Consider the following 23,615-nt stretch of genomic DNA (forward strand, 5'->3'; position numbering starts at 1 on the left):
AGTCTAAAATTTATAAGTAATGCTTCCTAGTGCATTGATTAAGTTCTGTGGGTTTGCGGTGGTGTATCCTATCCAGTAGTGCTGATTGGTAAAGTTGTCCACTTTTACTCCGATCCTGAATTTTTTAGCATCGTAAAAAGCGTTGGCATTCAGCACAAAATATTTAGGCAGGGTAAAGCTTGAGTCCGGGGTATTCAATATTTTATTGCCGCTGGCATAATTTCCTCCGATACCGAATCCTAAACCTTTAAGGTTGCCTTCAAGGAACTGGTAGCTGGCATTGAAATTGGCCAGCCATGGTGATCCTGCAGTATCTGGCCTTAAACCTATTCTATTCTGCTGTGCACTGTCCATTTCGGTAAATTTGGAATCGTTATAGCTGATTCCTCCGATCACTGAGAAACCTTTTACGAGGTATGCATTCACTTCAAGCTCCACACCTTTGCTGGTCTGTGCTCCAGCCTGGGTCTGTATGGCTCTTGCTCCTACATAACCCAGCGTTAGCAAAGTATTCTTTACATCAATATTATAATAGCTTAAACTGGCATTGATCCTTCCGTTGATAAGATTGGTTTTGAATCCTCCTTCAAACTGGTTCGCTCTTTCCGGGGCAGATAATGCCATATTTCCTGCTGCATCGGTCATATAGTACCCGTTGCTCCTGAAACTGTTCTGGTAGTTCCCGAAAACGGAGAATCTGTCCTTCACAATTTCATACACGATCCCGAATTTAGGAGACCATGCTGACTGTTTGTAAGGATCTGTATCCAGGGTTCCGCTTTTGCCGCCCTGGAAGTCATTGTTTTCATACCGCACGGAAGCCATAATGTTCAGCCCGGAAACCGGGGTGAATACATTGGAAATATAACCGCTGTAGGTATTAAGGTCTCCTGTAATGGCATAATCACTGACATTTCCTGTCTGGTAAAAATTTCCAACCGTCTGGCCGTTCATATTTGAATAATCAAATCCTGTTAACGGCACCATATCAAAGCTGCCCGATGCAGGGAAAATGAACATCTGGCGGTCCCTGGTCTGCATAAAATCGAATCCTGCCACGGTTCTGTTTCTCATTCCGCCAAAGGAATAGTCCAGATTAAAGTTCTGCTGTACCTGGAAGAATTTTTTCTTACTGTCTACAGTAGACTGGTCAGATCTCACGACATTCAGTGCTGCTGTTGCAGGATTCATTATTACGGAAAAATAAGGATTGAACCCGTCTGAGTAACTGTACGCTGAGCTTACAGCAGTGGTCGAACGGATGTTTTTGTTAATCTGATAATTGATCTGTCCGAACAGGTTCCTTACTTTGGCAGTGGTATAAAGGTCATCGCCTGTATAGGATTGCTTATAGTCCAGGCCGGCTTTTTCAAGGTCTTTCATATTATCGAATCCTGTACTGGCTTTTGAAAGATAAAAGAAGGATTGTTCAGGAGTTGCCCTGGTTTCAAACATTTCATATTCCAGGTTGAAGCTCAGTTGATCATTAAGTTTGTATGTTAATGACGGTGTAAATGCAAAGTAGGAATTTTTAGCATCTTTCTTCTGGAATGTTCCCTGGTTGGTATAGGCAGTATTGACTCTGAAGAGTAGTTTTTTATCATTGGTGACAGGAGCATTAATGTCTGCCTGTGCCCGGTAATAATTATAGCTTCCGCCAATCAGCGATACATTTCCGCCGAAATTTTCGTATGGTTTTTTTGTCACCCTGTTAATAAGCCCTCCATAGGAAGTAACCGTACTTCCGAAAAGTGTAGCTGATGGTCCTTTAAGCACTTCGATCTTCTCCAGGTTGATTGCGTCCATAGAAGTAGTCACCGGAGCTACCAGGCCGTTTCTTAAAGAATTGTTGGAAACAAACCCCCTCATGCTGTAGTAGGCACCTCCGTCACCGGCTCTGTTGGTAGCACTCCACATTCTCTGTACCCCGGGAACATTACGCAATGCGTCATCCGCTGTGAAGATAAGCTGGTTTTCCAGGACTGTTTTATCAATTGACGAATATACCTGAGGGTTTTCAATAGCCTTCAGAGGCATTTTATTGGTATATTCTGTATCTTTCTTGATGTAGGCATCTACAATAACTTCCTCGATATCATTCGATTTTACAGTATCTTTTACCTGCGCTGCAACGGCAATACCCGAAAGCATCGCCACACTAAGTACCATCTTTTTCATCGTATAGGATTTTTATAATAATGTTTAATAATTAAAAATAAAGGGACGGACAGCGACAGCCATCCTAACAGGTCCCAGATCCCGTCACCATTCAGGGCTGCAACCAATCCGAACACAGATAACAGAGCCAGAAGAATAGGCATGCCCCAGAGTTTCAGGAATGTATTTTTCATGCTTTGGAATTTTTTGGAATGAGGAGCTGGAGTTGCTGTTTTTCCGCTTTTCTGCGGGCAATCCATAGATAGAGGCCTGTAATGAGTACCAGAATGGTGAATACATCAAATATCACCCAGATAATTTTAAGGACCATACCACCATAATTTCCAAAATGTAAAGGCTCCGAAATGAAAAGGGCATTAACATACCACGGCATATCCCTTGAATCAGTTACAGTACCAGTTGCGGCATCTATAAGTACCGGCTTCAGTAATTTGGAGGTCAGCTCTGTATTTCCTCTCATAAAGACCGCATAGTGATGTTTGCTGGTAAAATCGGTACCCGGAAATGCGATCACGGCTACCTTCATATCTTTAATGGCATTCTCTGCGGATTTTTTGGCATCATCCAAAGAACTCAGTTTTCCTGAAATAGGTTTCTGATTCTTGTAAGGAGCTGTCATTTCGGCCAGCTGGCCCTGTTGCCATAATCCAACGATAACATCTGAAAGGGTATTGATGACCCCTGTAAACCCCACCACAAGCATCCATGCAGTAATGGCAATCCCCAATAGGTTATGGGTATCCAGCCACCTGAGTCTGCTGGATCTGTTCTTGCGGACCATTCCGAAGTCATACTTTTTCATGATAGGACCATACAGCACAATGCCTGAAATAATGGAAATCATAAATAAAATGCCCATGATGCCCAGGAAAAGTTTTCCAGGAATGCCTAGGAACATATCGGTATGAAGCTTAAGAATAACATTCATGATTCCGTCTGTTCTCGGAGCTCCCAGAATTTCTCCGGTATATTCATTCAGCACCAGGTATTTGCTTTTTTCATACGGTGCATCCGGCCTGTCTACAATATCAAAAAGGACTTTATTCTTTTCATTTTCATCCCAGAAAACATATCTTGCTTTCTCTCCGGGATATTTGGATTCCGCAATCTGAGCAAGTTTGTCCAGGCTCATTTTTGCGTGGTTTTGTACTACGGCTTCTTTATTGCCCTGTAAAAGATGTTCAATTTCTTCATGAAAAATCAACGGTAGCCCTGTAATACAGAGGTACAGCAGAAAAACGGTACAGATGAGACTTGTCCATTTATGCCAATTAAACCAGCGTTTTGCTGTTTTTAGCTTCATGAATCCTTATTTTTTTGCAAATATATTATTTTTAACTGTTCTAAATAAATAAAATCCTTGATATTTATCATAATAAATAATATTGGGGTCAGGATAAAAAAAACCGCTTCAGTAAAGACTGAAGCGGTTTTTTTATTTAAAGTTATTTCTTACGCGGGAATTTCACCTTTGTACAAGAATGAAATAATTTCTTTGTTCATCTTATCGATCATATCTGTAAACAGATGGAAAGATTCCTGTTTGTAAATAACCAACGGATCTTTCTGCTCGTAAACAGCTCCCTGCGAAGATCTTCTCAGATCATCCATTTCACGCAGGTGCAGTTTCCAGTTTTCATCGATGATGGATAAAGTAATATTCTTTTCAAAATCATTGATCAGGCTGTCACAATGCGTCTCATAAGCCTCTTTAAGATCTGTTACGATAGTCAGGGTCTTATGTCCGTCTGTAAAAGGAACCTGAATCATCTTAAACATCGATCCCTGGTTCTGATATACATTCTCAATAATCGGGAATGATTTTTCTTTCAGAAGGTTGAGTTTCATCTGATAATCTTCCTGAGCAGCCTTAAACACGATTTCTGTAAGGTCTTTTACGTTCTTGTTACCGAAATCATTTTCTGAAACCGGAGATTCCATCGTGAAATTCTTAATGATCTCAAATTCGAAATCCTTATAACTTCCGGATGCTTTTCCTTTGGCTACGATAGAATTAGCCACGTCAAAGATCATATTGGTAATGTCATATTTCAGGTGATCCCCGAACAATGCATTCTTTCTTCTCTTGTAGATCACGTCACGCTGCTTGTTCATAACGTCATCATATTCAAGCAGCCTTTTCCTGATCCCGAAGTTGTTTTCCTCCACTTTTTTCTGGGCTCTTTCAATAGATCGGGTAATCATGGAATGCTGAATTACTTCACCTTCCTTATGGCCCATCCTGTCCATCATTTTGGCAATACGTTCAGAACCGAATAAACGCATCAGGTTATCTTCCAGGGATACATAGAACTGAGAGCTTCCCGGGTCTCCCTGACGGCCGGCCCTACCTCTTAACTGCCTGTCCACACGCCTGGAATCATGTCGTTCCGTACCAATGATGGCAAGACCTCCTGCTTCTTTTACTTCTTTGGAAAGCTTGATATCCGTACCACGGCCTGCCATGTTCGTAGCAATGGTTACTACGCCAGGTTGTCCTGCTCCGGCAACAATTTCCGCTTCCTTCTTGTGAAGCTTAGCGTTGAGTACCTGGTGTGGGATTTTTCTCAGCTGAAGTGCTTTGGACAGTAACTGGGAAATCTCCACTGATGTAGTACCTACCAGTACCGGTCTTTTGGCTTCAGTAAGCTTTTCAATTTCTTCAATTACGGCATTATATTTTTCGCGGTTGGTTTTGAAAACCAGATCCTGCTTGTCATTTCTCTGGATCGGGCGGTTGGTCGGGATTACTACTACATCCAGTTTATAGATCTCCCAAAGCTCACCGGCTTCCGTTTCAGCCGTACCGGTCATCCCGGCAAGCTTGTTGTACATACGGAAATAGTTCTGAAGGGTAACGGTAGCAAAAGTCTGGGTAGCTGCTTCGATCTTTACGTTTTCTTTCGCTTCAATCGCCTGGTGAAGACCGTCTGAGTACCGTCTTCCTTCCATGATACGTCCTGTCTGCTCGTCCACGATTTTCACTTCTCCGTCAATCACCACATACTCGTCATCTTTTTCAAAAAGGGTATAGGCTTTAAGGAGCTGGCTCATGGTATGAACCCGCTCAGATTTTTCTGCAAATTCTGCAAATAATCTTTCTTTTGCTTCAAATTCCTCTTCTTTGGAAAGGTTTTTTGCCTCTACTTCGGCGATTTCTGTCCCGATATCCGGAAGAACGAAGAAATTAGGGTCAGAGTTCCCCTGAGACATATATTCAACCCCTTTATCGGTAAGGTCTACCTGATTATTCTTTTCTTCGATCACGAAGTAAAGGTCTTTATCTACAATCGGCATGTCCCGGTTGTTATCCTGCATGTATTGTGCCTCCACTTTTTGAAGCAACGCACGGTTCCCGCTTTCAGACAGGAATTTAATCAGCTGCCTGTTTTTAGGAAGGCCCCTGTAGGCCTGAAGAAGTTTGAATCCTCCTTCTTTGGTGTTTCCGGCAGCGATTAATTTTTTCGCTTCATTGAAAATTGCGGAAACGGTTTTTTTCTGTACCTCAACGATGCGGTCGATAGACGGCTTCAGCACATCAAACTCCTGACGGTCACCCTGAGGTACCGGCCCGGAAATGATCAAAGGCGTTCTGGCATCATCTACCAATACGGAATCCACCTCATCCACAATTGCGAAATTAAGCTCTCTCTGTACCAGTTCTGAAGGTGAGGTCACCATATTGTCTCTCAGGTAATCGAAGCCGAATTCATTGTTCGTTCCGTAAGTAATATCTGAGTTATAGGCTTTTCTTCTTCCGTCAGAGTTAGGCTGGTGGTTGTCAATACAGTCGATGGATAAGCCATGGAACTGATACAACGGCCCCATCCACGCCGAGTCTCTTCTCGCAAGATAGTCGTTAACGGTTACCACATGCACCCCTCTTCCCGGAAGTGAGTTCAAATAAATAGGCAGTGTTCCCACAAGGGTTTTACCTTCTCCGGTTGCCATCTCGGCAATTTTACCGCTGTGAAGGATCACCCCGCCGATGAACTGTACGTCGTAATGTACCATATCCCACACTACGGCAGTTCCTGCAGCATCCCATGAGTTTTTCCAAACAGCTGTGTCTCCCTGAATTTCTACAAAGTCTTTGCCTGCACCAGCCAGTTGCCTGTCCCAGTCGGTAGCCGTTACACGGATCTCTCCGTTCTGCGCCCATCTTCTGGCGGTTTCCTTGATCAGCGCGAAGGCTTCAGGAAGGATCTGGCTGAGGACTTTTTCTTCAAGTTCATAAGATTCTTTTTTCAGAACCTCAATCCTGGAAAAAAGAGCTTCCTTCTCATCAACATTGGTCGAATTTTTAATCTGCTCTTTAATTTGTTCTATCTGTGCTGTTATCTTGCTGGTTGCAGATTGTATGTTCTCTTTAAATTCAGCAGTTTTTTGTCTCAGTCCGTCATCAGACAATTGCTGGATGCCGGGTTCTGCAGCTTTGATTTTTGTTACAACTTTTTTTACTTCTTTTAGGTCCTGCGCTTTCTTGTCTCCCAAAAACCCTTTAAGAACTTTGTTTAAAAAACTCATAAATTTTTACTTTATGCCTAAAGTGATATGCTTTAAGCGTTTTAACAACACGCCTATCGTGTAAATTGATGTATAAAATGGCAAAGCTCCAGGCAATGTGCCTAAAGCCTGTCTCATGCTTAATATTCGTCTTCGTTCCAAAGGAAGTCCTCATCGGTAGGATAATCGCTCCAAACCTCTTCGATAGACTCATAGATTTCTCCTTCATCTTCAATGGCCTGAAGATTCTCTACCACTTCCATAGGGGCACCAGTTCGGATTGCATAATCAATGAGCTCCGCTTTTGTCATTGGCCACGGTGCGTCACTTAAATAGGAGGCTAATTCTAATGTCCAGTACATAATCTTTTAATTTTTTGCAAAAGTATAAAAATAGGTTATATAATAAACTTTTTTATAACTGATTTTCAATTCTTTTTGTTAATTTCTGTTATTATTGAATGCAGATCATGTTAAAGCATGATTTGCAGGTCATTTGGTGTCATTTTCTCAAAAACCATTCCACAAATTTTTTTATGCCATTTTGGAAGTCGGTGTCTGGTTTGTAGCCGATTAAAGCCTTTGCTTTGCTGATGTCGGCATTGGTTTTCTGTACATCTCCGGGCTGCATCGGCAGCCTTTTTTTCCGGGCCTTTTTTCCCAGTGTATCCTCAATGGCAGAGAGCATTTCAGATAGGGTAATTACCTGGCTTTCGCCCAGATTCAGGATCTCGTATATCCCGGAGTGGGTTTCCAGGTATCTGACAGACTTCAGGATTCCGTCAATAATATCATCAATATAAGTGTAATCTCTGGCCGTGGTACCGTCACCGTAAAATGGAATTTCCATGCCTTCAGAAATCAGCCGTGTGAACTTATGAATGGCCAAATCAGGCCTCTGGCGCGGTCCGTAGACCGTGAAAAACCTAAGCTGGATCATATTGATGCCATACAGCTGGTGATACACATGTCCCAGTACTTCCCCACATTTTTTGGTGGCAGCATACGGTGAAATCGGATGGTCTACAGGATCAGTTTCGGCAAAGGGGATTTTTTCGTTATTGCCGTAAACGCTTGACGATGAGGCGCAGATGAAATTTTTGATGCCGAATTCCCTGCACAGTTCCCAGAGATTCATGGTGCCGCGGATGTTGACTTCCTCATATTCCAGCGGCCTTTCAATGGAAGGGCGTACACCGGCTAGTGCGGCCAGATGGATGACCATGTCAATAGGGTGTCTGCTGAAGATATTTTCCAGTCCGGATTTATCCCTGATATCCTGATGGTACAATATATACCGGTCTGATTCCGTGGATGAAACGAGCTTCAGGATATCCGTGTTTTTACCGGTAAATTCAAAATCGGTAGATTGTCCAACCGATTCAAGCGTATTTTTAATTTTAATTTTATAATCATAAAAATCATCGAAGCTGTCAATATTAATGACAGAATGTCCGTTTTTTAATAACTGCTCTGTCAAGTGAGACCCGATAAACCCGCTTCCTCCGGTAACAAGATAAACCATCCGTGATTTTTTATAACACAAAAGTATAAAATTTAGTTTTGAAAATATAAATGATTACTTTTACTTCCAAAAGGAGTATATATATGATGCAGTTTCAGGGGCAAATTTTGAAGATGGCCAGCTATAATGACAGGCCTGTGCAATATTATCTTAACCTTTCAGGGGATCTGATCCATATGAATGAGTTGTTCGGGAAAGAACTCACCCTAAAGCATACAGGGTATGAATGTGTCCATTGCGGCGAGGATAAGCCCATATACAGGATGGGGTTCTGTAAGAACTGTTTTTTCGAAAGTCCGTATGCCAGTGATACCATCATCCGGCCCGAACTTTCAAAAGCCCATCTGGGAATTGCCGAGCGTGACCTTGAAATTGAAAAGGAAATACAGCTTCAGCCTCATACCGTTTATCTGGCATATACAGGAGAAGTGAAGGTTGGGGTAACGAGGAATACACAAATTCCTACGCGCTGGATCGATCAGGGCGCAACATTTGCTCTTCCTATAGCGCGAACTGAGAACCGTTATGAAGCCGGGATGATTGAAGTCGCTTTAAAACAGCATGTGCCTGATAAGACAAACTGGAAGAAAATGCTCCAGGATGATTTTGAGGATGAAGTGGACCTGGCGGATTTCCAGCAGAAAATCAGGCAGTATTTTCCGGAAGACTTCCAGAAGTTCTATAGCGAAGGGGAAGATTTATGGATGATTGATTATCCTTTTGAAAAACCTGAAAAAGTAACATCTTTCACCCTGGATAAAAAACCGGAGTTTACAGGCCGTCTTACCGGGATCAAAGGCCAGTATCTGGGTTTTGAAGGCGGGGATTTCATCAACATCAGAGGCCACGAGGGTTACAGGGTAGAGCTTACGATCAAAGATTGACTTTATTAATACCGATAATGATATGAAGAAATGGGGTAAAAAGCTGCTAATTGTTTTAGGAATTCTGTTTCTGATTATCCTTCTAGGTAATTTCGGGCTGAACATTTGGCTCAAAAACAGCCTGCCGGGCTATATTAAGAAAAACACGGATTACAAAGTATCTTATAAGAAACTGGATGTAGACCTGCTTACCGGAAACATATTCTCCACAGGAATCTCCATCAATAATAAAAATCCCCTGAATACCGATGTCATAGGCCTTCAGGGGACAATCGATACCTTGAAGATCAGTCGTTTCGGCATCTATGATGCGGTTTTTAATAAGCAGATCAGTTCATCAGACCTGCTGCTTGCCCGCCCGCACCTGAATGTGATCCTGGCCAAGCCTGTCAGCCAGAAAACCGGGAAAAAAAGGAATCCTGTCGTTTTTGAAAATATCAGGATTAATAAAGGAGATATCACCATCTTTAAGTACACCCGCCAGAAATATCTCGCTGTACGCGATCTGGACTTATCCGTCAACAATCTTCAGATGACCGAAAAGTCTGTGGAAAATCAACTTCCTGTTGTATTTGACCAATACAGGATCCGTGGCAGAAACCTGTTTTTCAGGCCGGATAATATATATGCTCTGAAAATAAATACCATAACGACGGCTGAAGGGCTTATGACTCTTGAAGGATTCAGGCTGGTCCCGCTTCTGAACCTTTCCCAGTTAAAAAGATTTTATCCACATCAGACAAAACTTTATCAGTTCATCATTCCCAAAGTGGAATTTAAGGATGTACTGCTCAGGAAAAACAAAATATCGCTGTCCAATGCTGTTTTTCACAGCCCGGATCTTCTCATGTATACTACTGATGCCCAACTGCGGAAGTCAGACAAACCTTTTGGTTTTGAGGTCAGTCTCAAAGCTGTAAAACTGGTTAGTGCCAAGATTAAGATTGCAAAACCGGACGGTAGCAGGCTGGTGTCTGCCGATGTGCTGAACGTCAATATCAGCCAATTGATGCTTGACAAAGAAACGACGAAAGAGGTTATACCCGTTGGATATAAAAACTTCACGGTTTCAGGAAGAGGTATAGCATATTCAGGGGCTCGGGATTTTACAGTAGGCAGCCTTGCCCTGAACCCTACCAGCGGCGAACTGAGAAAAATTTCTGTGGCTGGCCCTGCTTCTTTACCCAATAAAACGATGACTAACCTTCTGGTAGACCGTATTGCTTTTGCCTTTAATAAATGGGGGTTCGTTGATCGGAAACTGAACCTGGATGTAAAGGAAATCTTTGTCGATCAGGCTAAAGGAACCATATTAGGCACGGATAATCCTGTTGTCAGAAAACCCGGCAGCGGCGGAATCCATTTTCCGGTCATTGTGGGGAAAGTCACAATCAGAAATTCCGACGTTGCGTATGATAAAAACAATCAACCTCTTGCGGTAAAAAACCTGAATGCTTCAGTGAACGGGCTTCAGTTAGACAGGGGATCCCAAAATTCCGGAATGGCCGTAAGCATGAAAGATTACCGGGTCACTGCCGGAACTTTCTCTTACCGTAACAGGTTTTATTACATGACTGCCGGCCAGTCTGAATTCAGTCAGAATAAGATCAGCATCAATCAGTTTGCCATGAAGCCGGTGGTTTCGAGAGCACAGTTTATCCGGATGATTCCGGTGGAGAGTGACCTGTACGATATCAGTGTACAGAAGATTACCGCCGGGGGAAGTTGGGATTTCTTTTCCGGAAAGAAATTTATCAATGCTTCCACCGTAACCCTCAGTTCAGCAGATGCAAATATTTTCAGGAGCAAGATCCCAAAGGATGATCCTAAGGAGAAAGCATTGTATTCCAGGATGCTCAGGACCATTAAAATTCCTCTGCATGTACAAAATCTCGATCTAAAAAATTCGAAGCTTGTCTACGAAGAAGATACACCTGAAAGCGAAGGACCCGGAAAGCTGACCTTCAGCAATTTTAATATGAATGTCAAAAACCTGAATTCTGCCAAAATGAAAGGAAAGCCTACCCGTGTGGATATCAAGATCGCCTGTTCTTTTATGAACCTCGCACCCTTGTCGGTAAGCTGGAATTTTGATGTGGCAGATCAGAAAGATAATTTTGCCATCTCAGGGAAGACTGTTAATCTTCCTGCGGCCGGGATTAATCCTTTCATCAGACCTTACCTGCATGTAACGGCTACCGGAACGATTCAGGAAATGCTGTTTAACTTTAAAGGAAATCCTGCCGGGCTTGGCGGAGCCTTCAATCTTAAGCATAAGGACCTTAAAGTAACGATCCTGAATAAAGACAGCCGGCAGAAAAAAGGACTGCTTACGGCAATTGCAAATCTGTTTGTAAAGTCGGATTCAGAAAGGCTTCCTCAGGATGTAACCATAGAAGATGTGGAGCGTGACCCCACAAAATCTTTCTTTAACCTTTTCTGGAAAGGCATTGAACAAGGCCTGAAGAAGACTCTGATCGGAATTTCGGGCGGAAAGGAAGAGCCCGTAAATATGACAACACAACCGGTTAAGAATGTAGATAAGAAAGTAAAGCAGGCTACCGGAAAAACACCGGGTTCAAAAAATGCTTCGGAAAAATCCATAAAATAACCCGGAACTGTTAAAGTGCCGGGTCCAATATTTTAAAGGGAGAATTCTTCATTTTCCTGGATCGGAATTTCCCTTAGGAATTTATCAAACTCATCGCCGGGATAGTTGCTTTCTGCTCCATAGGAATCAATGATCATTCCCAAATTTCCTTCGGTATCCTTAACAACATACAAGGCAACGTTATCGTCAGGATTACTGTCTCCTTCAAAACGATAGGTTTTAAGGATGCATAAATCAGTAGGTTGGTAGCTTCTTCCGGAGTTTTCAAGGGTCATAACACCCTCTTCATTCATCCTGAACTCTCTCTTAATTCCTCTTTGGGATATCTTTGTCATAACCTGACTTAAGGTTGTCATTTCTTCAGAACTATGCATAATCAATAATTTTCATGGTTACTACAATAATTGAACCATTGGCGCCATGGTAGTACAGGATTCGAGGAATTGTATTATGGTATTGTTAAAGATATATTAACAAAATTTAGAATTCTCCGGGTTGCAATAGGTATACTTTTTGTAATACGTTACAAAAATCAGATTCATATGAAAAAAGAGGTAGGCGTATTACTGGCAGGGGGAGTTGGACTTTTAGCCGTATTAAGTATCATAGGCATTAAAAAAATTCTACATAAAAAAGATAAAAAGTACAGTGATTATTATTCAGATTATCACAGGCATTTTAGCAATGGTCCGTCTGAAGATGATGATCATGGCATTGAATTTTACGCATTGAAATAGAAGTAGTATTTAATATATCGTATGTTAAACGAACAGACCGGTGCTTTTCAGGCTCCGGTTTTTTTGTGGAAAACTTTAAGATAAAAATACGATATGTCTTCCCGATACGTTTTAACTTTACAACATCATGGAGCACAGGGATATCATTAAAGGGCAGGGAGCACAGCGGAACGTAGTCAATCGTTTCGATCGCTATACCTTTGATCCTGAGGATGAAGACCTGGATGTTATGAAGACCTCTTTCACTGAAGTATTTCCGAAAACCATTGTCAATCAGGTAAAAAGTGAGGACCTGCCAATGGAATACTCAATGAACCCTTACCAGGGCTGCGAGCATGGCTGTTCCTATTGTTTTGCCAGGCCTACCCATGAATATTGGGGGTATAGTGCTGGAGTGGATTTTGAAAGGAAGGTTATGGTCAAGAAGAATGCTTCTGAACTGCTTGAAAAGTTCTTTAAAAAAAGAGGATATCAGGCCGCTCCCATTTTGATGTCCGGGAATACAGACTGTTACCAGCCTGCGGAACGGCAGTTTGAAATTACAAGAAAACTTCTCCAGGTTTGCCTGGATTACCGGCATCCGGTGCATGTGCTTACAAAAAATGCCCTTGTCTTAAGGGATATTGATCTCCTTAGACCGATGGCGGAGCAAAACCTGGTTTCGGTCTCTTTAAGTATTCCTACGATCAATGAAGAACTCCGCAGGACGATGGAGCCCCGCACAAGCTCCGCAGCCAACAAACTGAAAGCAATATCTGTACTGGCAGAAAACAATATTCCAGTGAATGTCATGGTAGCGCCAATCATTCCGGGACTGAACAGTGACGAGCCGCTAAGTATTCTGAAAGCCATCTCCGAAGCAGGTGCCCAGAATTTCGGCTACACCCTGGTACGGCTGAATGATTCAGTAGAACCGGTATTTGTCAAATGGATTGAATCTGCCTTTCCTGACAGGGCTCAGAAGGTTCTCAATCTGATCCGCTCCATGCGGGGAGGGAAACTGGGAGAGAAAAAATATTTTGACGACCGTCAAAAGGGAGAGGGTAATATTGCAGACATGATCCATAATACATTCAAAATAGGCCGGAAGAAGTTTTTTGACGGCAAAGAATTTCCCAAATTATCCACAGCGGGATTTACCGGTACAAAGGATCAGCAGCTCCGGTTATTTGATTGGTAAGCCTTCTAGAAAAAATAATAAGTGAGCCTTAAGTTAGGATAATAAATATTGCCCAGATAACTTAACTGGTGCACATAATTTTTATTACTGTAATTCCAGGTATATTGATAATGAGATTCTTGAGACTGGATTTTTTGGATAGGAATATTTAGGGATAATCCTATATCATATTGACTTCTCGTTCCAAAATTCAAACCGAATCCTATATTAGTACTAATGGTATAGCTTTTTTCACCAAGATTTGTATTGTAAAAATTCTCAAAGTAGATTGTTTCCCTGATGCCCTCCTGAGCCTCTCCGTTTCCTTCATTATAGCTCATAACATTATTATTATAATCAGCACCAATGCTTGCTTCAATATAAACTAAGCTTGTATTCATAGGAAATAGTCTTCGGTAGCCTACGTATAATGAGATACAATCATATTTCTGGCCGACTTTTTCTTTGTTTATAAATGGAATTTCCGGCTCATTAATATTGTATTCGTATTCTATCTTTTTTCTTGTATACAGTAAATCTGCGAATAATTTGTTTTCTTCGTCCAGATTTTTAACGAGCTTCGCTCCGAGAGACAATGAAAATGGCGAATTAGGTTTAAAGTGATTTTTGTCCGTTGACAGGGAATTCTTATAAATATTTACTCCTGGACCAACGGTCAAACCTAATGAGTAGCTGGATTGAGCATTAAAATTTCCTGTAAATAGAAGTAAAAATAAGAACAGGGTATTAAAAAGTACTTTCATATTCTTTCTAAGTAAAGACTTCCTGCTTGATGTGCAGGAAGTCTTATTTGATTTTAATCTTTGATTATTTTTTTGCTTAGCCTTTTACCATTACTGTCTATCAGGATGAAATACTCTCCTTTTGGAAGAGAAGAAAGATCGATCTTTAACGATTTTAAATTTCCTCTGTTAATCTGATCGTTATAAACATCCTTTACTTTTTTTCCTGAGAAGTTGTAGATCTGGATATTTGTATTCCCTTCTGAAAGATTATTTGAAAATTCTATATTAATGAAATCCGAAGTAGGATTCGGGTAAACATTAAATTTATATTCATTGTTTGCAATGGCCATCTCTGTATTGTGGGACATTTTAGAAGCATTTGCCTTAGTATCCGGTGCGCCGTCGCCTTCTATCTGTACAGCTAGGTCATCTAACGAAATATTTTCGTCTATCGGGAATTTTAGTGAAAGATCGCTTATTTCAACATAGATTTCATCTCCCGTCTTCACGACATTGAATTTGGACTTAATATCCTCAGTTACCAATTCTCCTTTGAATATCAGGCCTTCATCAGTAACTTTTACGGTAATTTGATGCAGGATCTCAGAATCGTCCATCGTTTCATCTTCAACAAAGTTAACTGTGTCGTCAGTAGGTTTCCAGATGGAAAAACGAAGATCAGAATAAAAACCATTATCCTTCTTGAGTCTTATTTTTCCGGTAATATTTGGGATGATAACGGAATGAGAAGCTTCATCAAAGATAGATGGTGCAGCTTTGATTTCAGATTCTTCAATAATCTCTTCAGTTTCATCTGTTTGCGGCAGGAAAAACTCATCTAAAAGGGTAATTACTTCACCTCTGGAACAGATCCTTTTGTTGACACCGCCTTGTGCCCAGACTCCGTTATCACCACGAGAAGCTTTTTGCCAGGCACAATTTTTAATTTTTTCAGCATACGCATATCCGCAGTTGCCTGTTGTCTGGGATGCAAACAGTCCGGTAAAAACTCTTGCCGTCGCATGGTATTTTTTGTTCCACCATTTGCAGTTTTTTCTTTCTGAAGTGCTCCAGCCGGCGTAAATACTGCTTGAAAATACAAGCACAAAAAAAATGGAGATTAGTTTTTTCATAAATTTTATTATAAGATAACCTACTTTCAGTTTATTTTAAGTCGCTGTTTCGGTACGTCCGACTTTTGAAAGAAAATTGGATACACTAAAAAATAGTGACATTTAACAATATTTCCTGTCAATAAATCTTCTGTTGCATAGTTTCATGATCATTTAGTTTTTATCAGAGATGGGTAGTTAAAGGCTATCCGTAAAATTCTGTCATTTCCAAATATAATTAATAATCTATTTCAAAAATAGTTTTCAAAATAAAAATTGATAATTTAATTTTAAAACTATGATAATCATTTAGTTAATTTTTATATTTTGTCTCCTTAATGTGATTTTGTGCTGTTTTAATTCTTTTTTTTAGTTGTTTTTAGTCAGTCAGATCTCTATTTTGACTTAATTTATACTTGTTCACCTTAGCATGTTGGTATAAGAGTATAATATGGTTATGAATAATAAAAAAACCGCTCCTAAGGAGCGGTTTCATATGAATTTTTTTCGGATTTCAATTTAAATGGAATCATCCGGACATTTGAAGTCATCACTGCATGCTGTACAGATTACCGTATTGCCGCATGCATAGAAACAGAATTCTGATTCTGGAAGGGGCTTAACGCCTCCTCCGGAAATTCCTTTTAATTGGTTTTTGCTTAGTTTTTTTAAATTTTTCATATTGTTTTAATTAAAAATTTGATAGTTATGTAAATATAGCTAAAAAAATAATTTGTAAAACTGATGTGGTATCTTTTATTTAAAATTCTTTGAGCAGTAAACATTTTCCGTTATTTCTTGATCAGCCCGAGTTCAATCAGCCTTTCATGTAGGAATTCTCCGGCAGTAGTATCTGCATACAGTTTAGGGTGCAATTCATCTACACAGTTATCGAGAGCATTCAGTGACATGGCACTTACGGGGTGCATAAAGAAAGGAATGGAATATCTTGAGGTTCCCCATAATTCTCTTGGCGGATTGACCACCCGGTGAATCGTAGATTTCAGTTTGTTGTTGGTATGCCTGGAAAGCATATCACCAACATTGATCATCAGTTCATCAGGCTCTGCAATGGCGTCAATCCATTCTCCTTTATGGTTCTGTACCTGAAGGCCTTTGCCCTGGGCTCCCATTAAAAGGGTGATAAGATTAATATCTCCGTGTGCTGCGGCCCTTACTGCATCATCCGGCTCCTGCGTAATTGGCGGGTAATGGATAGGCCTTAAAATGGAATTTCCTTCCGCAATTTTATCATCAAAATAAAATTCATCCAGCCCCAGGTGCAGGGCCAGTGCCCTTAATACATACTGCCCCGTTTTTTCGAGCATCTGATAGGCCTCTTTCCCAACTTCATTGAATTTAGGAAGCTCTTCTACCATTACATTATCAGGATATTCGTTTTTGTATTTTGAGTCTTCAGACACATACTGGCCGAAATGCCAGAATTCTTTAAGATCTCCTTTTTTAAAGCCTTTTGCGGTTTCTTTACCGAATCCTACATATCCTCTCTGTCCTCCGATCCCGGGAATTTCATACTTCTGTTTGGTTTCCGCTGGGAGTTCAAAAAAGTTCTTCACTTCTTCATAGAGTTCATCCACCAATTCATCATCAAGAAAATGGCCTTTTAAGGCAACAAAACCAATTTCTTCATAAGCTTTTCCGATTTCATTTACAAATTTCTGTTTGCGTTCCGGGTCACCCGAAAGGAAATCACGCAGGTCTACACTAGGTATTTTGTCCATTTTTAGAAATTTAACGAGCGGCTAAATTACATTTTTTTTGGCTTAAATGATTTTTAAATAAGTATATATAAACTAAATTTGCCTTATGAAAAAATATTCTTCCAAAAGAAGCATTCAGATACTGGCACATCTTCTCAGGCAGTACGGGATTTCAGATGTTGTGATTTCCCCGGGGTCCAGGAATGCTCCTCTTGCCATTCATTTTTCTGAAGTAGACGGGTTCAACTGTTATAGCATTGTAGATGAAAGAAGTGCTGCGTTTGTCGGGATGGGTATGGCCATGAGCGAGAAGAAGCCGGTTGCCATTACCTGCACCAGCGGTTCTGCAGCGGCTAATTATTATCCTGCCATTACCGAAGCTTTTTACCATAATATACCGATGCTGATCTTAACAGCTGACCGGCCGACGGATTATGTAGATATCTTTGACGGGCAGACGATCCGCCAGAACCATCTTTTCCAACAGCATTCTTACGGAGACTTTCAGATGGTGGAAGATAGTAAAGAGAACGCGGAAGAACTTAATTTCGACATCATTAAAAAAGCCATCGAGCTTTGCTTTGAAAAGCAGGGTCCCGTTCATATCAATATTCCCCTGGAGGAACCTCTGTATAATCTGGTTTCGGAAATCCCTACTTTTCCCACCGTTGAAAAAACAATCAGGACCAAAGAATATGAGATCCCTTCCAATCTGGTAGCAGACTGGAATACTTCCAAGAGGATCATGATCCTTGTAGGAACCAGGGATTATAGTGCGGAACTGGAAAACCAGCTTTCACAACTCGTGAAGAACCATTCTGCAGTAGTGCTGAGTGAAGTGAACTCGAACCTGTATCATGAGAAGTTTTTCAGGCATATCGACCGTTACATCTATAACTTTACGGAAGAAGATTATAAAACCTATGCTCCGGACCTGCTGATCACGGTAGGGCAGAACGTCGTTTCCAAAAAAGTAAAACAGTTCCTGAGAAGTGCGCACCCAAAGCAGCACTGGCATCTGGATGAAGTTTGGCAGCCAGATACCTATCTTGCCCTAACAGAAAAGATAGAGGTGAAACCGGAGGTGTTTTTTTCAAAGCTTCTTAAGATGATCAATCTTGAACCCAGACCTTACTTCAACCTCTGGGATGTTTTAAGGGATAAAAAAGATGCGAGGCACGAGCAGTTCCTTAACCTGGCAGAATTTTCAGATTTTTATTTTTTCAATAAGACTTCCCAGACCATACCGGAGAATTACAACGTTCATTTCAGCAACAGTTCGGCTATACGTTATGCGCAGCTGTTTGACTACGGAAAACGAAGGATTTACTGCAACAGGGGTACCAGTGGAATCGACGGCTCTACTTCCACAGCAATGGGATTTGCCATTAAGAATCCGAACCCGACAGTTCTGATTACTGGAGACCTGAGTTTTTTCTATGATATCAATGGGCTGTGGAATCAGTACATCCCGCCATTTGTAAGGATAATTATCTTCAACAACGGTGAGGGGAATATCTTTAAGATCATCCCGGGACCGGGCAATGCCAACCCTAATACGCTGGATGAATTCATTGCGACAAAGCATCACAAAAATGCTGAGCTTATGGCTAAACATTTCGGGTTCTCCTACAGCAAAGTGGATGAGGAGGCTACGCTCGACAGGGTTCTGGAGAATTTCTTTAAAGCAGATGTACAGCCCAAAATACTGGAAGTGAATACAGCGGGCAAAAGCAATGCTTCTGTCTTGAAATCATATTTCAGCTTTATCAAAGATAATTAAGGTCCGAATATTCTTCATTTCCGGGCAGGTTAATGATCTTATGGATGGGATAGATGAAATTTTCGTCAAAATCATTCAGGGCATTGATCAGCTGGAAATGAGAAAATTCCTTGATGTTCTGGATGGTGATTTCCCGCTCCTTTATTTTTTTCGTTTTGAGGAGATGCTGTCTCTGTACCCCGTTCAGCAGATAGGTAGATGGGGTAAACCATTCTTTTCCCTTCAGGAACAGGAGGTTAGAGTAAGAGGTATCCGTAATATGGTTGTTTTTGACAATGATGATTTCCTCTGCCTTGGCTTTCATTTTCATCATGTCAAGTTCTTTCCTGTTTTCGAATTTAAAGGAATAATCATAGCTGTTGTTGTCTACGAGCTGAAAATCTTCAATCTCCGGAATGGCATATGGGATCATCTGCGTCCTGACCTTTTTGTCCAGGTCATAAGTAATCCTTAGCTTGAAAAGCCCGTCTTCCTCATGGTTGAGATGGTCATAGATTTTTTCCAGGTTGATAGAATCCCCATCCTTCCCGAAATGGGAAAAGGTATCATTAACACGTTTCTGATGAAGGGCGAGAAGAAAAACTTCCTGGTCCTCTACTTTAATACTTTCAATGAATTGGTACATAAATTTTATTTTTCATTTCCTCATACTCGTCTTCCAGCCGGCTCATGTGGGTGATTCCGCCACCGCTTTTAAAATACAGCTGATTGCCTTCACGTTCAATGAATCGGATCATCACACAGCTGTCGAGGTTCTGTCCGTCAAACCAGCCGCAGACCCCGGTATAAAATCCGCGGTCATATCCTTCAGCGTTCAGGATGACTTCCAGCGTCTTTGCTTTCGGTGCCCCCAAAATAGATCCAGCGGGGAGCAGCTGCTGCATCATGCTTCCTATTTTTCCCCTAAATTCCGGTTTTACGTTTCCTGAGATTTCCGAACTCATCGCCAGCAGGTCCTTTTGCCTTGTTTTGATGAAGTCAATATGCTGGAACCGGTCTACTTTTACATGATCTGCAACCCGGCTCAGGTCATTCCTCAAAAGATCCACCACTGTGTAATGCTCTGCTTTCTCCTTTTTGTCATTCTTAAGGATTTCTGCCGCATGATCCAGAGAAGCATCTATGGTGCCTTTCATAGGATAGGTAAAAATCTTACCGTTAATAATCTTTACAAAAGTTTCAGGAGAAAAAAATACGAAAAAATCTTTATAAAATACCTTGTACTTCGCATGGGAGTGATAAAAAATTTCTTTTAATGAAAGTCCGGTCTCAATAGGGGTCTTTCTGGTGTAATTGATGAGGTATGAGTTGCCGAGCCTGAGATTCCTCTGTACTTCATCGAAGCCGGTCTTGAAACTTTCCAGTGTTTCAGGATAGATTTTCCATCCCAGCTCTTTGTCCAGGGAAGGGATTTCCTTTCCGGTATTAGAGAAAGAATTCCCGAAATCAACAAGCACGCCGGCAGCTTCCAGCTCATTTTCCTGAAAGACCTCAACCTGTGACGCGAGAAAATCGATCATGAAGAAATAAGGAACCTTCCGGAGGGAAAGATCATCCATCTCCATAAATTTTTGATGATTTACTGAAAACATTCGGCAAAAATACTTATTGATGTTTACTTTTGTATAAAAATTTTTGATGCAGAACAAATATCCTCAGAAACCGGGAATTGATTTTATACTGAAGCAGGCATTTTTCTATTGGAGCAGAACACTTATGTATCAGCTGATGTTCTCCGTCATCTACTTCGGAATTCTTTTTACCGTTATATTTTATTTTGACGCCCGTTACGGAATCATTCAGCAGTATATGGATGCCGCAGCCGTGTACACGAAAGGAGGCGGTATAGAACAGTACAGTGCACAGATGGCCAAAATGGTTTCTGACCAAGGGTTTCAGGTGTTTTCCTGGTCTCTCATCGGGACACTGGTTTTCTTATATCCGCTTAACCTGGGCTTTTATCAAATTTTCAGGAAAATTGACCTTGGTGAAAAACTGGAAATCGGGGATTTGCTTGCCGGATATCAGGGAATCAACTTTTTCAGATATGTTTCCTATTATATTTTCTGGTTTTTTATTTATGCGTATACAGCGCAGACCATTATCCTTGCTGTTGTATGGGTATATCTTACTCTGCTGGTTGCTCCCCTGATGTTTTTTATGGACAAGCGGATTTTTGAAGCTATCTCTCTGAATGTAAAAGCCTTGAGGATGTACTTTCTGGAGATCACCGTATGCATCATAGTAGCCGTGATTTTTAAATATGCAGGTTTGTTGTTGTTCTTTTTCGGAGCCTTATTTACGTTCCCTTTCTGGAATGCCATGATCTATTCTCTGTACCAGACTGTTTTTTCAGAGAAGAAGAGGCCGGAAAAAGACCAGGTTGGCTCAGATTATTAATCCATTGTTCCTGTCTTACAATTTTTTAGGAAAACATATTGGTCTGTGTGTTTAAGCCCGTCTGCAATTTTTACAGGCATCATTGTGGCACGTTTTTTAGTGTTTCATTCTTGGCTTTGCATGACCGATGGTCTGATGATTCCGCATTTAACGGCAATACAATGGGTATAAACGTTTTCATTAAAACCAAACCAAAATACGATACATATGATGAATAAAGACCAGCAAATCAGCAACATAAAAATCAAGCAGGTATTTTTATTATCCATTATTATCATACTTGCAGGATTAATCTGCTTTAACCTGTCACTTTTCATTCCCTCTGTGCTGGGAGCCATTACCATCTATGTGGTATGCAGGAAATATAATTTTTACCTTCAGGAAGAGCGCAAGATGAAACCATGGCTGGCTGCCACAATCTTAATGCTGGGCAGTCTCATCATTATTATTCTGCCGATCTACTTTATCGGGGATCTTCTGATTGAAAAGCTTGGTAATGCCCAGGCTTATATGACCAAATTCAATGTTTTCCTGGAAAAAATACATTCTTACATTTATTCCAAAGTAGGATTTGACATCCTGAGCAAAGAGAATATGGACCGGCTGAAAACCTTTGTGGGGAAATTCTCCACCACAGCGCTCAGTAGCACGGTAAATACGCTTACGGTAATTGCCTCCATGTATTTTATCCTGTATTTCATGCTGGAAAAACCAAGATTTTTTGAACGGATCCTTGCGTCTTCCGCACCTCTGAAAAGAGCCAACGTATCTCTGATAGGAGAAAAGATGAGAAAACTGATCATAGCCAATGCAATCGGGATTCCGGTGGTAGCCCTGGGACAGGGTATTGTGGCTTTGGTTGGCTATTTTATTTTCGGAGCACCGAGTCCTATCCTTCTTTTTGCTTTAACGGCAGCCGCTTCCATGATCCCGGTTGTAGGTGCAGCTATCGTTTATGGACCTGTATGCATCTATATGATTGCTGAGGGCGATACGGGCCATGGATTAGGCCTTGCTGCATATTGTCTTATTGTGGTAGGTTTAACAGATAACCTGCTCCGTTTTACACTGCTTAAAAAGCTGGAGGATATCCATCCTCTGAATACGGTTTTCGGGATTATCATGGGAATGAATTTATTTGGTTTTATGGGACTGATTTTCGGGCCGATTTTAGTATCTTTCACGCTTCTTCTGATCCAGGTGTACAAGGATGAGTTTTCGGATAATGATACCCCGGAACTCAAACTTCCCGACAAGGATAAGGAACTTGAAAATAAAATTGAAATAATATTATAAACTGTGGAAGGTGTAAATCCGGAAATCCTGCGTGATATATGTATAGTGAAAATGCCATTCGGCAAATATGAAGGCACAGTACTGGCAGATCTGCCCGTCAGTTACCTCGAATGGTTCCAGCGTCAGGGAATGCCTAAGGGAAAACTGGGTATGCAGCTGGCTACCGTGTATGAAATCAAGATCAACGGGCTTACGGAGCTGCTGATTCCTATCAGGATGTCCCTTAAAAACAGATAATCCAGGTCAATGATCAGTATGCCTTTATTGATCATAACCTGGAATAGTATCTTTTATTAATAAACCGATTTTTTCTTTCATTATTTTTAAGGTTCCCACAATTCTATCTTACGGCCCTCGGGGTCCAGGATATGGATAAATTTTCCATATTCGTAAGATGAGATTTCATCAAGAATTTTTACATCAGCCTGTTTCAGTTCCTCTACCAGCTTTTCCAGGTCATCAACGATGTAGTTGATCATAAATGGATGTTCCGATGGCTGGAAGTAAGTAGTAGACTCCGGAAACGGGCTCCAGCTAAGGGAGCTGCCTTTTGAACCCTCTTCAGGCTCAAAAGTAGCTCCATAGTCGTTAATGTTTAATCCTAAGTGGGTTTTGTACCATTCTTTAATGGCTTGTGGGTCTTTGCATTTAAAAAAGATCCCTCCGATTCCTGTTACTTTTTTCATGACTTATAATTAGTAATTTAACTAGGGTTAGAATGATTAATAAACCACCGGAATTAAGAAGAGAATAAAACCAATAAAAAAAATGAATGTCAGGAGATGTACTCTGTAATCATTAATTTTTAAGAAAATAAACTGGTTGATTATCCTTATTGCCCAAAACCCCGAATTTACCACTAAGAAAGTTTTACCCAAGCTGGTTTCTACAAGTTCTTTCGTGAAAAAGAAACAGATAAATGCCATAGAGAAAAAGAAAAAAATCAATTGAATATTCA

Annotated in this window: 22 protein-coding genes; 8 read left to right on the forward strand and 14 right to left on the reverse strand. The window is 40.9% G+C overall.

Features of this window, described 5'->3' with window-relative positions:
- Nucleotides 1-3: 3 nt before the first annotated feature.
- From QE404_RS16985 to QE404_RS17010, 6 genes are all read right to left on the reverse strand, one after another.
- Nucleotides 4-2,178 carry a TonB-dependent siderophore receptor gene (locus tag QE404_RS16985; RefSeq protein WP_307452492.1) on the reverse strand — a complete coding sequence of 725 codons (2,175 nt, stop codon included), beginning with the start codon at nt 2,176-2,178 and terminating at the stop codon, nt 4-6.
- A complete protein-coding gene (locus tag QE404_RS16990) occupies nt 2,175-2,351 on the reverse strand; it encodes a hypothetical protein (RefSeq protein ID WP_307452494.1) in 177 nt (58 codons plus the stop codon). Before QE404_RS16990 ends, QE404_RS16985 begins: the two co-directional genes overlap by 4 nt.
- Nucleotides 2,348-3,481 (reverse strand): PepSY-associated TM helix domain-containing protein, encoded by a 1,134-nt coding sequence (locus tag QE404_RS16995; protein ID WP_307452495.1) that lies wholly within the window; start codon nt 3,479-3,481, stop codon nt 2,348-2,350. Before QE404_RS16995 ends, QE404_RS16990 begins: the two co-directional genes overlap by 4 nt.
- A gap of 149 nt (nt 3,482-3,630) precedes the next feature.
- Nucleotides 3,631-6,705 (reverse strand): preprotein translocase subunit SecA, encoded by a 3,075-nt coding sequence (secA, locus tag QE404_RS17000; RefSeq protein WP_307452497.1) that lies wholly within the window; start codon nt 6,703-6,705, stop codon nt 3,631-3,633.
- A gap of 119 nt (nt 6,706-6,824) precedes the next feature.
- Nucleotides 6,825-7,046 carry a DUF2795 domain-containing protein gene (locus QE404_RS17005; protein WP_002662059.1) on the reverse strand — a complete coding sequence of 74 codons (222 nt, stop codon included), beginning with the start codon at nt 7,044-7,046 and terminating at the stop codon, nt 6,825-6,827.
- Between the two features lie 139 nt (nt 7,047-7,185).
- Nucleotides 7,186-8,208 carry a GDP-mannose 4,6-dehydratase gene (locus tag QE404_RS17010; protein WP_307452498.1) on the reverse strand — a complete coding sequence of 341 codons (1,023 nt, stop codon included), beginning with the start codon at nt 8,206-8,208 and terminating at the stop codon, nt 7,186-7,188.
- Between the two features lie 86 nt (nt 8,209-8,294).
- Between QE404_RS17010 and QE404_RS17015 the strand changes: the two genes are divergently transcribed.
- Together QE404_RS17015 and QE404_RS17020 are read left to right on the forward strand one after the other, a co-directional pair.
- Nucleotides 8,295-9,092, forward strand: coding sequence for a DUF2797 domain-containing protein (locus QE404_RS17015; protein ID WP_307453424.1), 798 nt, complete (start codon nt 8,295-8,297; stop codon nt 9,090-9,092).
- Between the two features lie 22 nt (nt 9,093-9,114).
- Nucleotides 9,115-11,703 (forward strand): hypothetical protein, encoded by a 2,589-nt coding sequence (locus QE404_RS17020; RefSeq protein ID WP_307454024.1) that lies wholly within the window; start codon nt 9,115-9,117, stop codon nt 11,701-11,703.
- A 32-nt stretch (nt 11,704-11,735) separates the two neighbouring features.
- Here QE404_RS17020 and QE404_RS17025 read toward each other — a convergent pair whose 3' ends face one another.
- Complete coding sequence (locus QE404_RS17025) at nt 11,736-12,038, reverse strand: hypothetical protein (protein ID WP_307452504.1); 303 nt, start codon at nt 12,036-12,038, stop codon at nt 11,736-11,738.
- 207 nt (nt 12,039-12,245) lie between these two features.
- Here QE404_RS17025 and QE404_RS17030 point away from each other — a divergent pair, with 207 nt between their 5' ends.
- Together QE404_RS17030 and QE404_RS17035 are read left to right on the forward strand one after the other, a co-directional pair.
- Entirely contained in the window at nt 12,246-12,440 is a 195-nt protein-coding gene (locus QE404_RS17030) for a hypothetical protein (RefSeq protein ID WP_307452506.1), read from the forward strand.
- A 127-nt stretch (nt 12,441-12,567) separates the two neighbouring features.
- Nucleotides 12,568-13,620 carry a PA0069 family radical SAM protein gene (locus QE404_RS17035; protein WP_307454026.1) on the forward strand — a complete coding sequence of 351 codons (1,053 nt, stop codon included), beginning with the start codon at nt 12,568-12,570 and terminating at the stop codon, nt 13,618-13,620.
- Between the two features lie 5 nt (nt 13,621-13,625).
- Here the strand turns inward: QE404_RS17035 and QE404_RS17040 are convergent, their stop codons facing one another.
- The 4 genes from QE404_RS17040 to QE404_RS17055 all read right to left on the reverse strand — a co-directional run bounded on the left by QE404_RS17040 (nt 13,626) and on the right by QE404_RS17055 (nt 17,199).
- Nucleotides 13,626-14,363, reverse strand: coding sequence for a hypothetical protein (locus tag QE404_RS17040; RefSeq protein ID WP_307452510.1), 738 nt, complete (start codon nt 14,361-14,363; stop codon nt 13,626-13,628).
- A 53-nt stretch (nt 14,364-14,416) separates the two neighbouring features.
- The gene (locus QE404_RS17045; RefSeq protein WP_307452512.1) at nt 14,417-15,478 is read right to left on the reverse strand and encodes a T9SS type A sorting domain-containing protein; all 1,062 of its coding nucleotides are present in this window, start codon (nt 15,476-15,478) and stop codon (nt 14,417-14,419) included.
- Nucleotides 15,479-15,976: 498 nt separating this feature from the next.
- A complete protein-coding gene (locus QE404_RS17050; RefSeq protein ID WP_307452514.1) occupies nt 15,977-16,138 on the reverse strand; it encodes a bacteriocin-like protein in 162 nt (53 codons plus the stop codon).
- A 110-nt stretch (nt 16,139-16,248) separates the two neighbouring features.
- Nucleotides 16,249-17,199, reverse strand: coding sequence for an isopenicillin N synthase family dioxygenase (locus QE404_RS17055; RefSeq protein ID WP_307452516.1), 951 nt, complete (start codon nt 17,197-17,199; stop codon nt 16,249-16,251).
- Between the two features lie 85 nt (nt 17,200-17,284).
- Here QE404_RS17055 and menD point away from each other — a divergent pair, with 85 nt between their 5' ends.
- The gene (gene menD, locus QE404_RS17060; protein ID WP_307452517.1) at nt 17,285-18,961 is read left to right on the forward strand and encodes a 2-succinyl-5-enolpyruvyl-6-hydroxy-3-cyclohexene-1-carboxylic-acid synthase; all 1,677 of its coding nucleotides are present in this window, start codon (nt 17,285-17,287) and stop codon (nt 18,959-18,961) included.
- Here the strand turns inward: menD and QE404_RS17065 are convergent.
- Together QE404_RS17065 and QE404_RS17070 are read right to left on the reverse strand one after the other, a co-directional pair.
- The gene (locus tag QE404_RS17065) at nt 18,948-19,586 is read right to left on the reverse strand and encodes an aminotransferase class IV (protein WP_307452519.1); all 639 of its coding nucleotides are present in this window, start codon (nt 19,584-19,586) and stop codon (nt 18,948-18,950) included. The genes menD and QE404_RS17065 overlap by 14 nt on opposite strands.
- Nucleotides 19,570-20,553: an aminodeoxychorismate synthase component I gene (locus QE404_RS17070; RefSeq protein WP_307452521.1), complete on the reverse strand. Its 984-nt coding sequence runs from the start codon at nt 20,551-20,553 to the stop codon at nt 19,570-19,572. Before QE404_RS17070 ends, QE404_RS17065 begins: the two co-directional genes overlap by 17 nt.
- 46 nt (nt 20,554-20,599) lie before the next feature.
- Between QE404_RS17070 and QE404_RS17075 the strand changes: the two genes are divergently transcribed.
- The 3 genes from QE404_RS17075 (at nt 20,600) to QE404_RS17085 (ending at nt 22,894) form a co-directional block, all read left to right on the forward strand.
- Nucleotides 20,600-21,361, forward strand: coding sequence for a hypothetical protein (locus QE404_RS17075; RefSeq protein ID WP_307452522.1), 762 nt, complete (start codon nt 20,600-20,602; stop codon nt 21,359-21,361).
- 207 nt (nt 21,362-21,568) lie between these two features.
- A complete protein-coding gene (locus QE404_RS17080) occupies nt 21,569-22,657 on the forward strand; it encodes an AI-2E family transporter (RefSeq protein ID WP_307452524.1) in 1,089 nt (362 codons plus the stop codon).
- Between the two features lie 3 nt (nt 22,658-22,660).
- A complete protein-coding gene (locus tag QE404_RS17085) occupies nt 22,661-22,894 on the forward strand; it encodes a DUF3820 family protein (RefSeq protein WP_307452526.1) in 234 nt (77 codons plus the stop codon).
- 86 nt (nt 22,895-22,980) lie between these two features.
- On the opposite strand, the gene QE404_RS17090 is transcribed toward QE404_RS17085, so the two are convergent.
- Nucleotides 22,981-23,343, reverse strand: coding sequence for a VOC family protein (locus QE404_RS17090; protein ID WP_307452527.1), 363 nt, complete (start codon nt 23,341-23,343; stop codon nt 22,981-22,983).
- Nucleotides 23,344-23,615 lie beyond the last annotated feature (272 nt).

Source organism: Chryseobacterium camelliae (genome assembly GCF_030818575.1).
GTDB lineage: Bacteria > Bacteroidota > Bacteroidia > Flavobacteriales > Weeksellaceae > Chryseobacterium > Chryseobacterium camelliae_A.

Bases quoted from the DNA above. Each gene is read 5' to 3' on its own strand.
- QE404_RS16985 (WP_307452492.1), bottom strand. From the start codon at position 2,178: ATGAAAAAGATGGTACTTAGTGTGGCGATGCTTTCGGGTATTGCCGTT.
- QE404_RS16990 (WP_307452494.1), bottom strand. From the start codon at position 2,351: ATGAAAAATACATTCCTGAAACTCTGGGGCATGCCTATTCTTCTGGCT.
- QE404_RS16995 (WP_307452495.1), bottom strand. From the start codon at position 3,481: ATGAAGCTAAAAACAGCAAAACGCTGGTTTAATTGGCATAAATGGACA.
- secA (WP_307452497.1), bottom strand. From the start codon at position 6,705: ATGAGTTTTTTAAACAAAGTTCTTAAAGGGTTTTTGGGAGACAAGAAA.
- QE404_RS17005 (WP_002662059.1), bottom strand. From the start codon at position 7,046: ATGTACTGGACATTAGAATTAGCCTCCTATTTAAGTGACGCACCGTGG.
- QE404_RS17010 (WP_307452498.1), bottom strand. From the start codon at position 8,208: ATGGTTTATCTTGTTACCGGAGGAAGCGGGTTTATCGGGTCTCACTTG.
- QE404_RS17015 (WP_307453424.1), top strand. From the start codon at position 8,295: ATGCAGTTTCAGGGGCAAATTTTGAAGATGGCCAGCTATAATGACAGG.
- QE404_RS17020 (WP_307454024.1), top strand. From the start codon at position 9,115: ATGAAGAAATGGGGTAAAAAGCTGCTAATTGTTTTAGGAATTCTGTTT.
- QE404_RS17025 (WP_307452504.1), bottom strand. From the start codon at position 12,038: ATGACAAAGATATCCCAAAGAGGAATTAAGAGAGAGTTCAGGATGAAT.
- QE404_RS17030 (WP_307452506.1), top strand. From the start codon at position 12,246: ATGAAAAAAGAGGTAGGCGTATTACTGGCAGGGGGAGTTGGACTTTTA.
- QE404_RS17035 (WP_307454026.1), top strand. From the start codon at position 12,568: ATGGAGCACAGGGATATCATTAAAGGGCAGGGAGCACAGCGGAACGTA.
- QE404_RS17040 (WP_307452510.1), bottom strand. From the start codon at position 14,363: ATGAAAGTACTTTTTAATACCCTGTTCTTATTTTTACTTCTATTTACA.
- QE404_RS17045 (WP_307452512.1), bottom strand. From the start codon at position 15,478: ATGAAAAAACTAATCTCCATTTTTTTTGTGCTTGTATTTTCAAGCAGT.
- QE404_RS17050 (WP_307452514.1), bottom strand. From the start codon at position 16,138: ATGAAAAATTTAAAAAAACTAAGCAAAAACCAATTAAAAGGAATTTCC.
- QE404_RS17055 (WP_307452516.1), bottom strand. From the start codon at position 17,199: ATGGACAAAATACCTAGTGTAGACCTGCGTGATTTCCTTTCGGGTGAC.
- menD (WP_307452517.1), top strand. From the start codon at position 17,285: ATGAAAAAATATTCTTCCAAAAGAAGCATTCAGATACTGGCACATCTT.
- QE404_RS17065 (WP_307452519.1), bottom strand. From the start codon at position 19,586: ATGTACCAATTCATTGAAAGTATTAAAGTAGAGGACCAGGAAGTTTTT.
- QE404_RS17070 (WP_307452521.1), bottom strand. From the start codon at position 20,553: ATGTTTTCAGTAAATCATCAAAAATTTATGGAGATGGATGATCTTTCC.
- QE404_RS17075 (WP_307452522.1), top strand. From the start codon at position 20,600: ATGCAGAACAAATATCCTCAGAAACCGGGAATTGATTTTATACTGAAG.
- QE404_RS17080 (WP_307452524.1), top strand. From the start codon at position 21,569: ATGATGAATAAAGACCAGCAAATCAGCAACATAAAAATCAAGCAGGTA.
- QE404_RS17090 (WP_307452527.1), bottom strand. From the start codon at position 23,343: ATGAAAAAAGTAACAGGAATCGGAGGGATCTTTTTTAAATGCAAAGAC.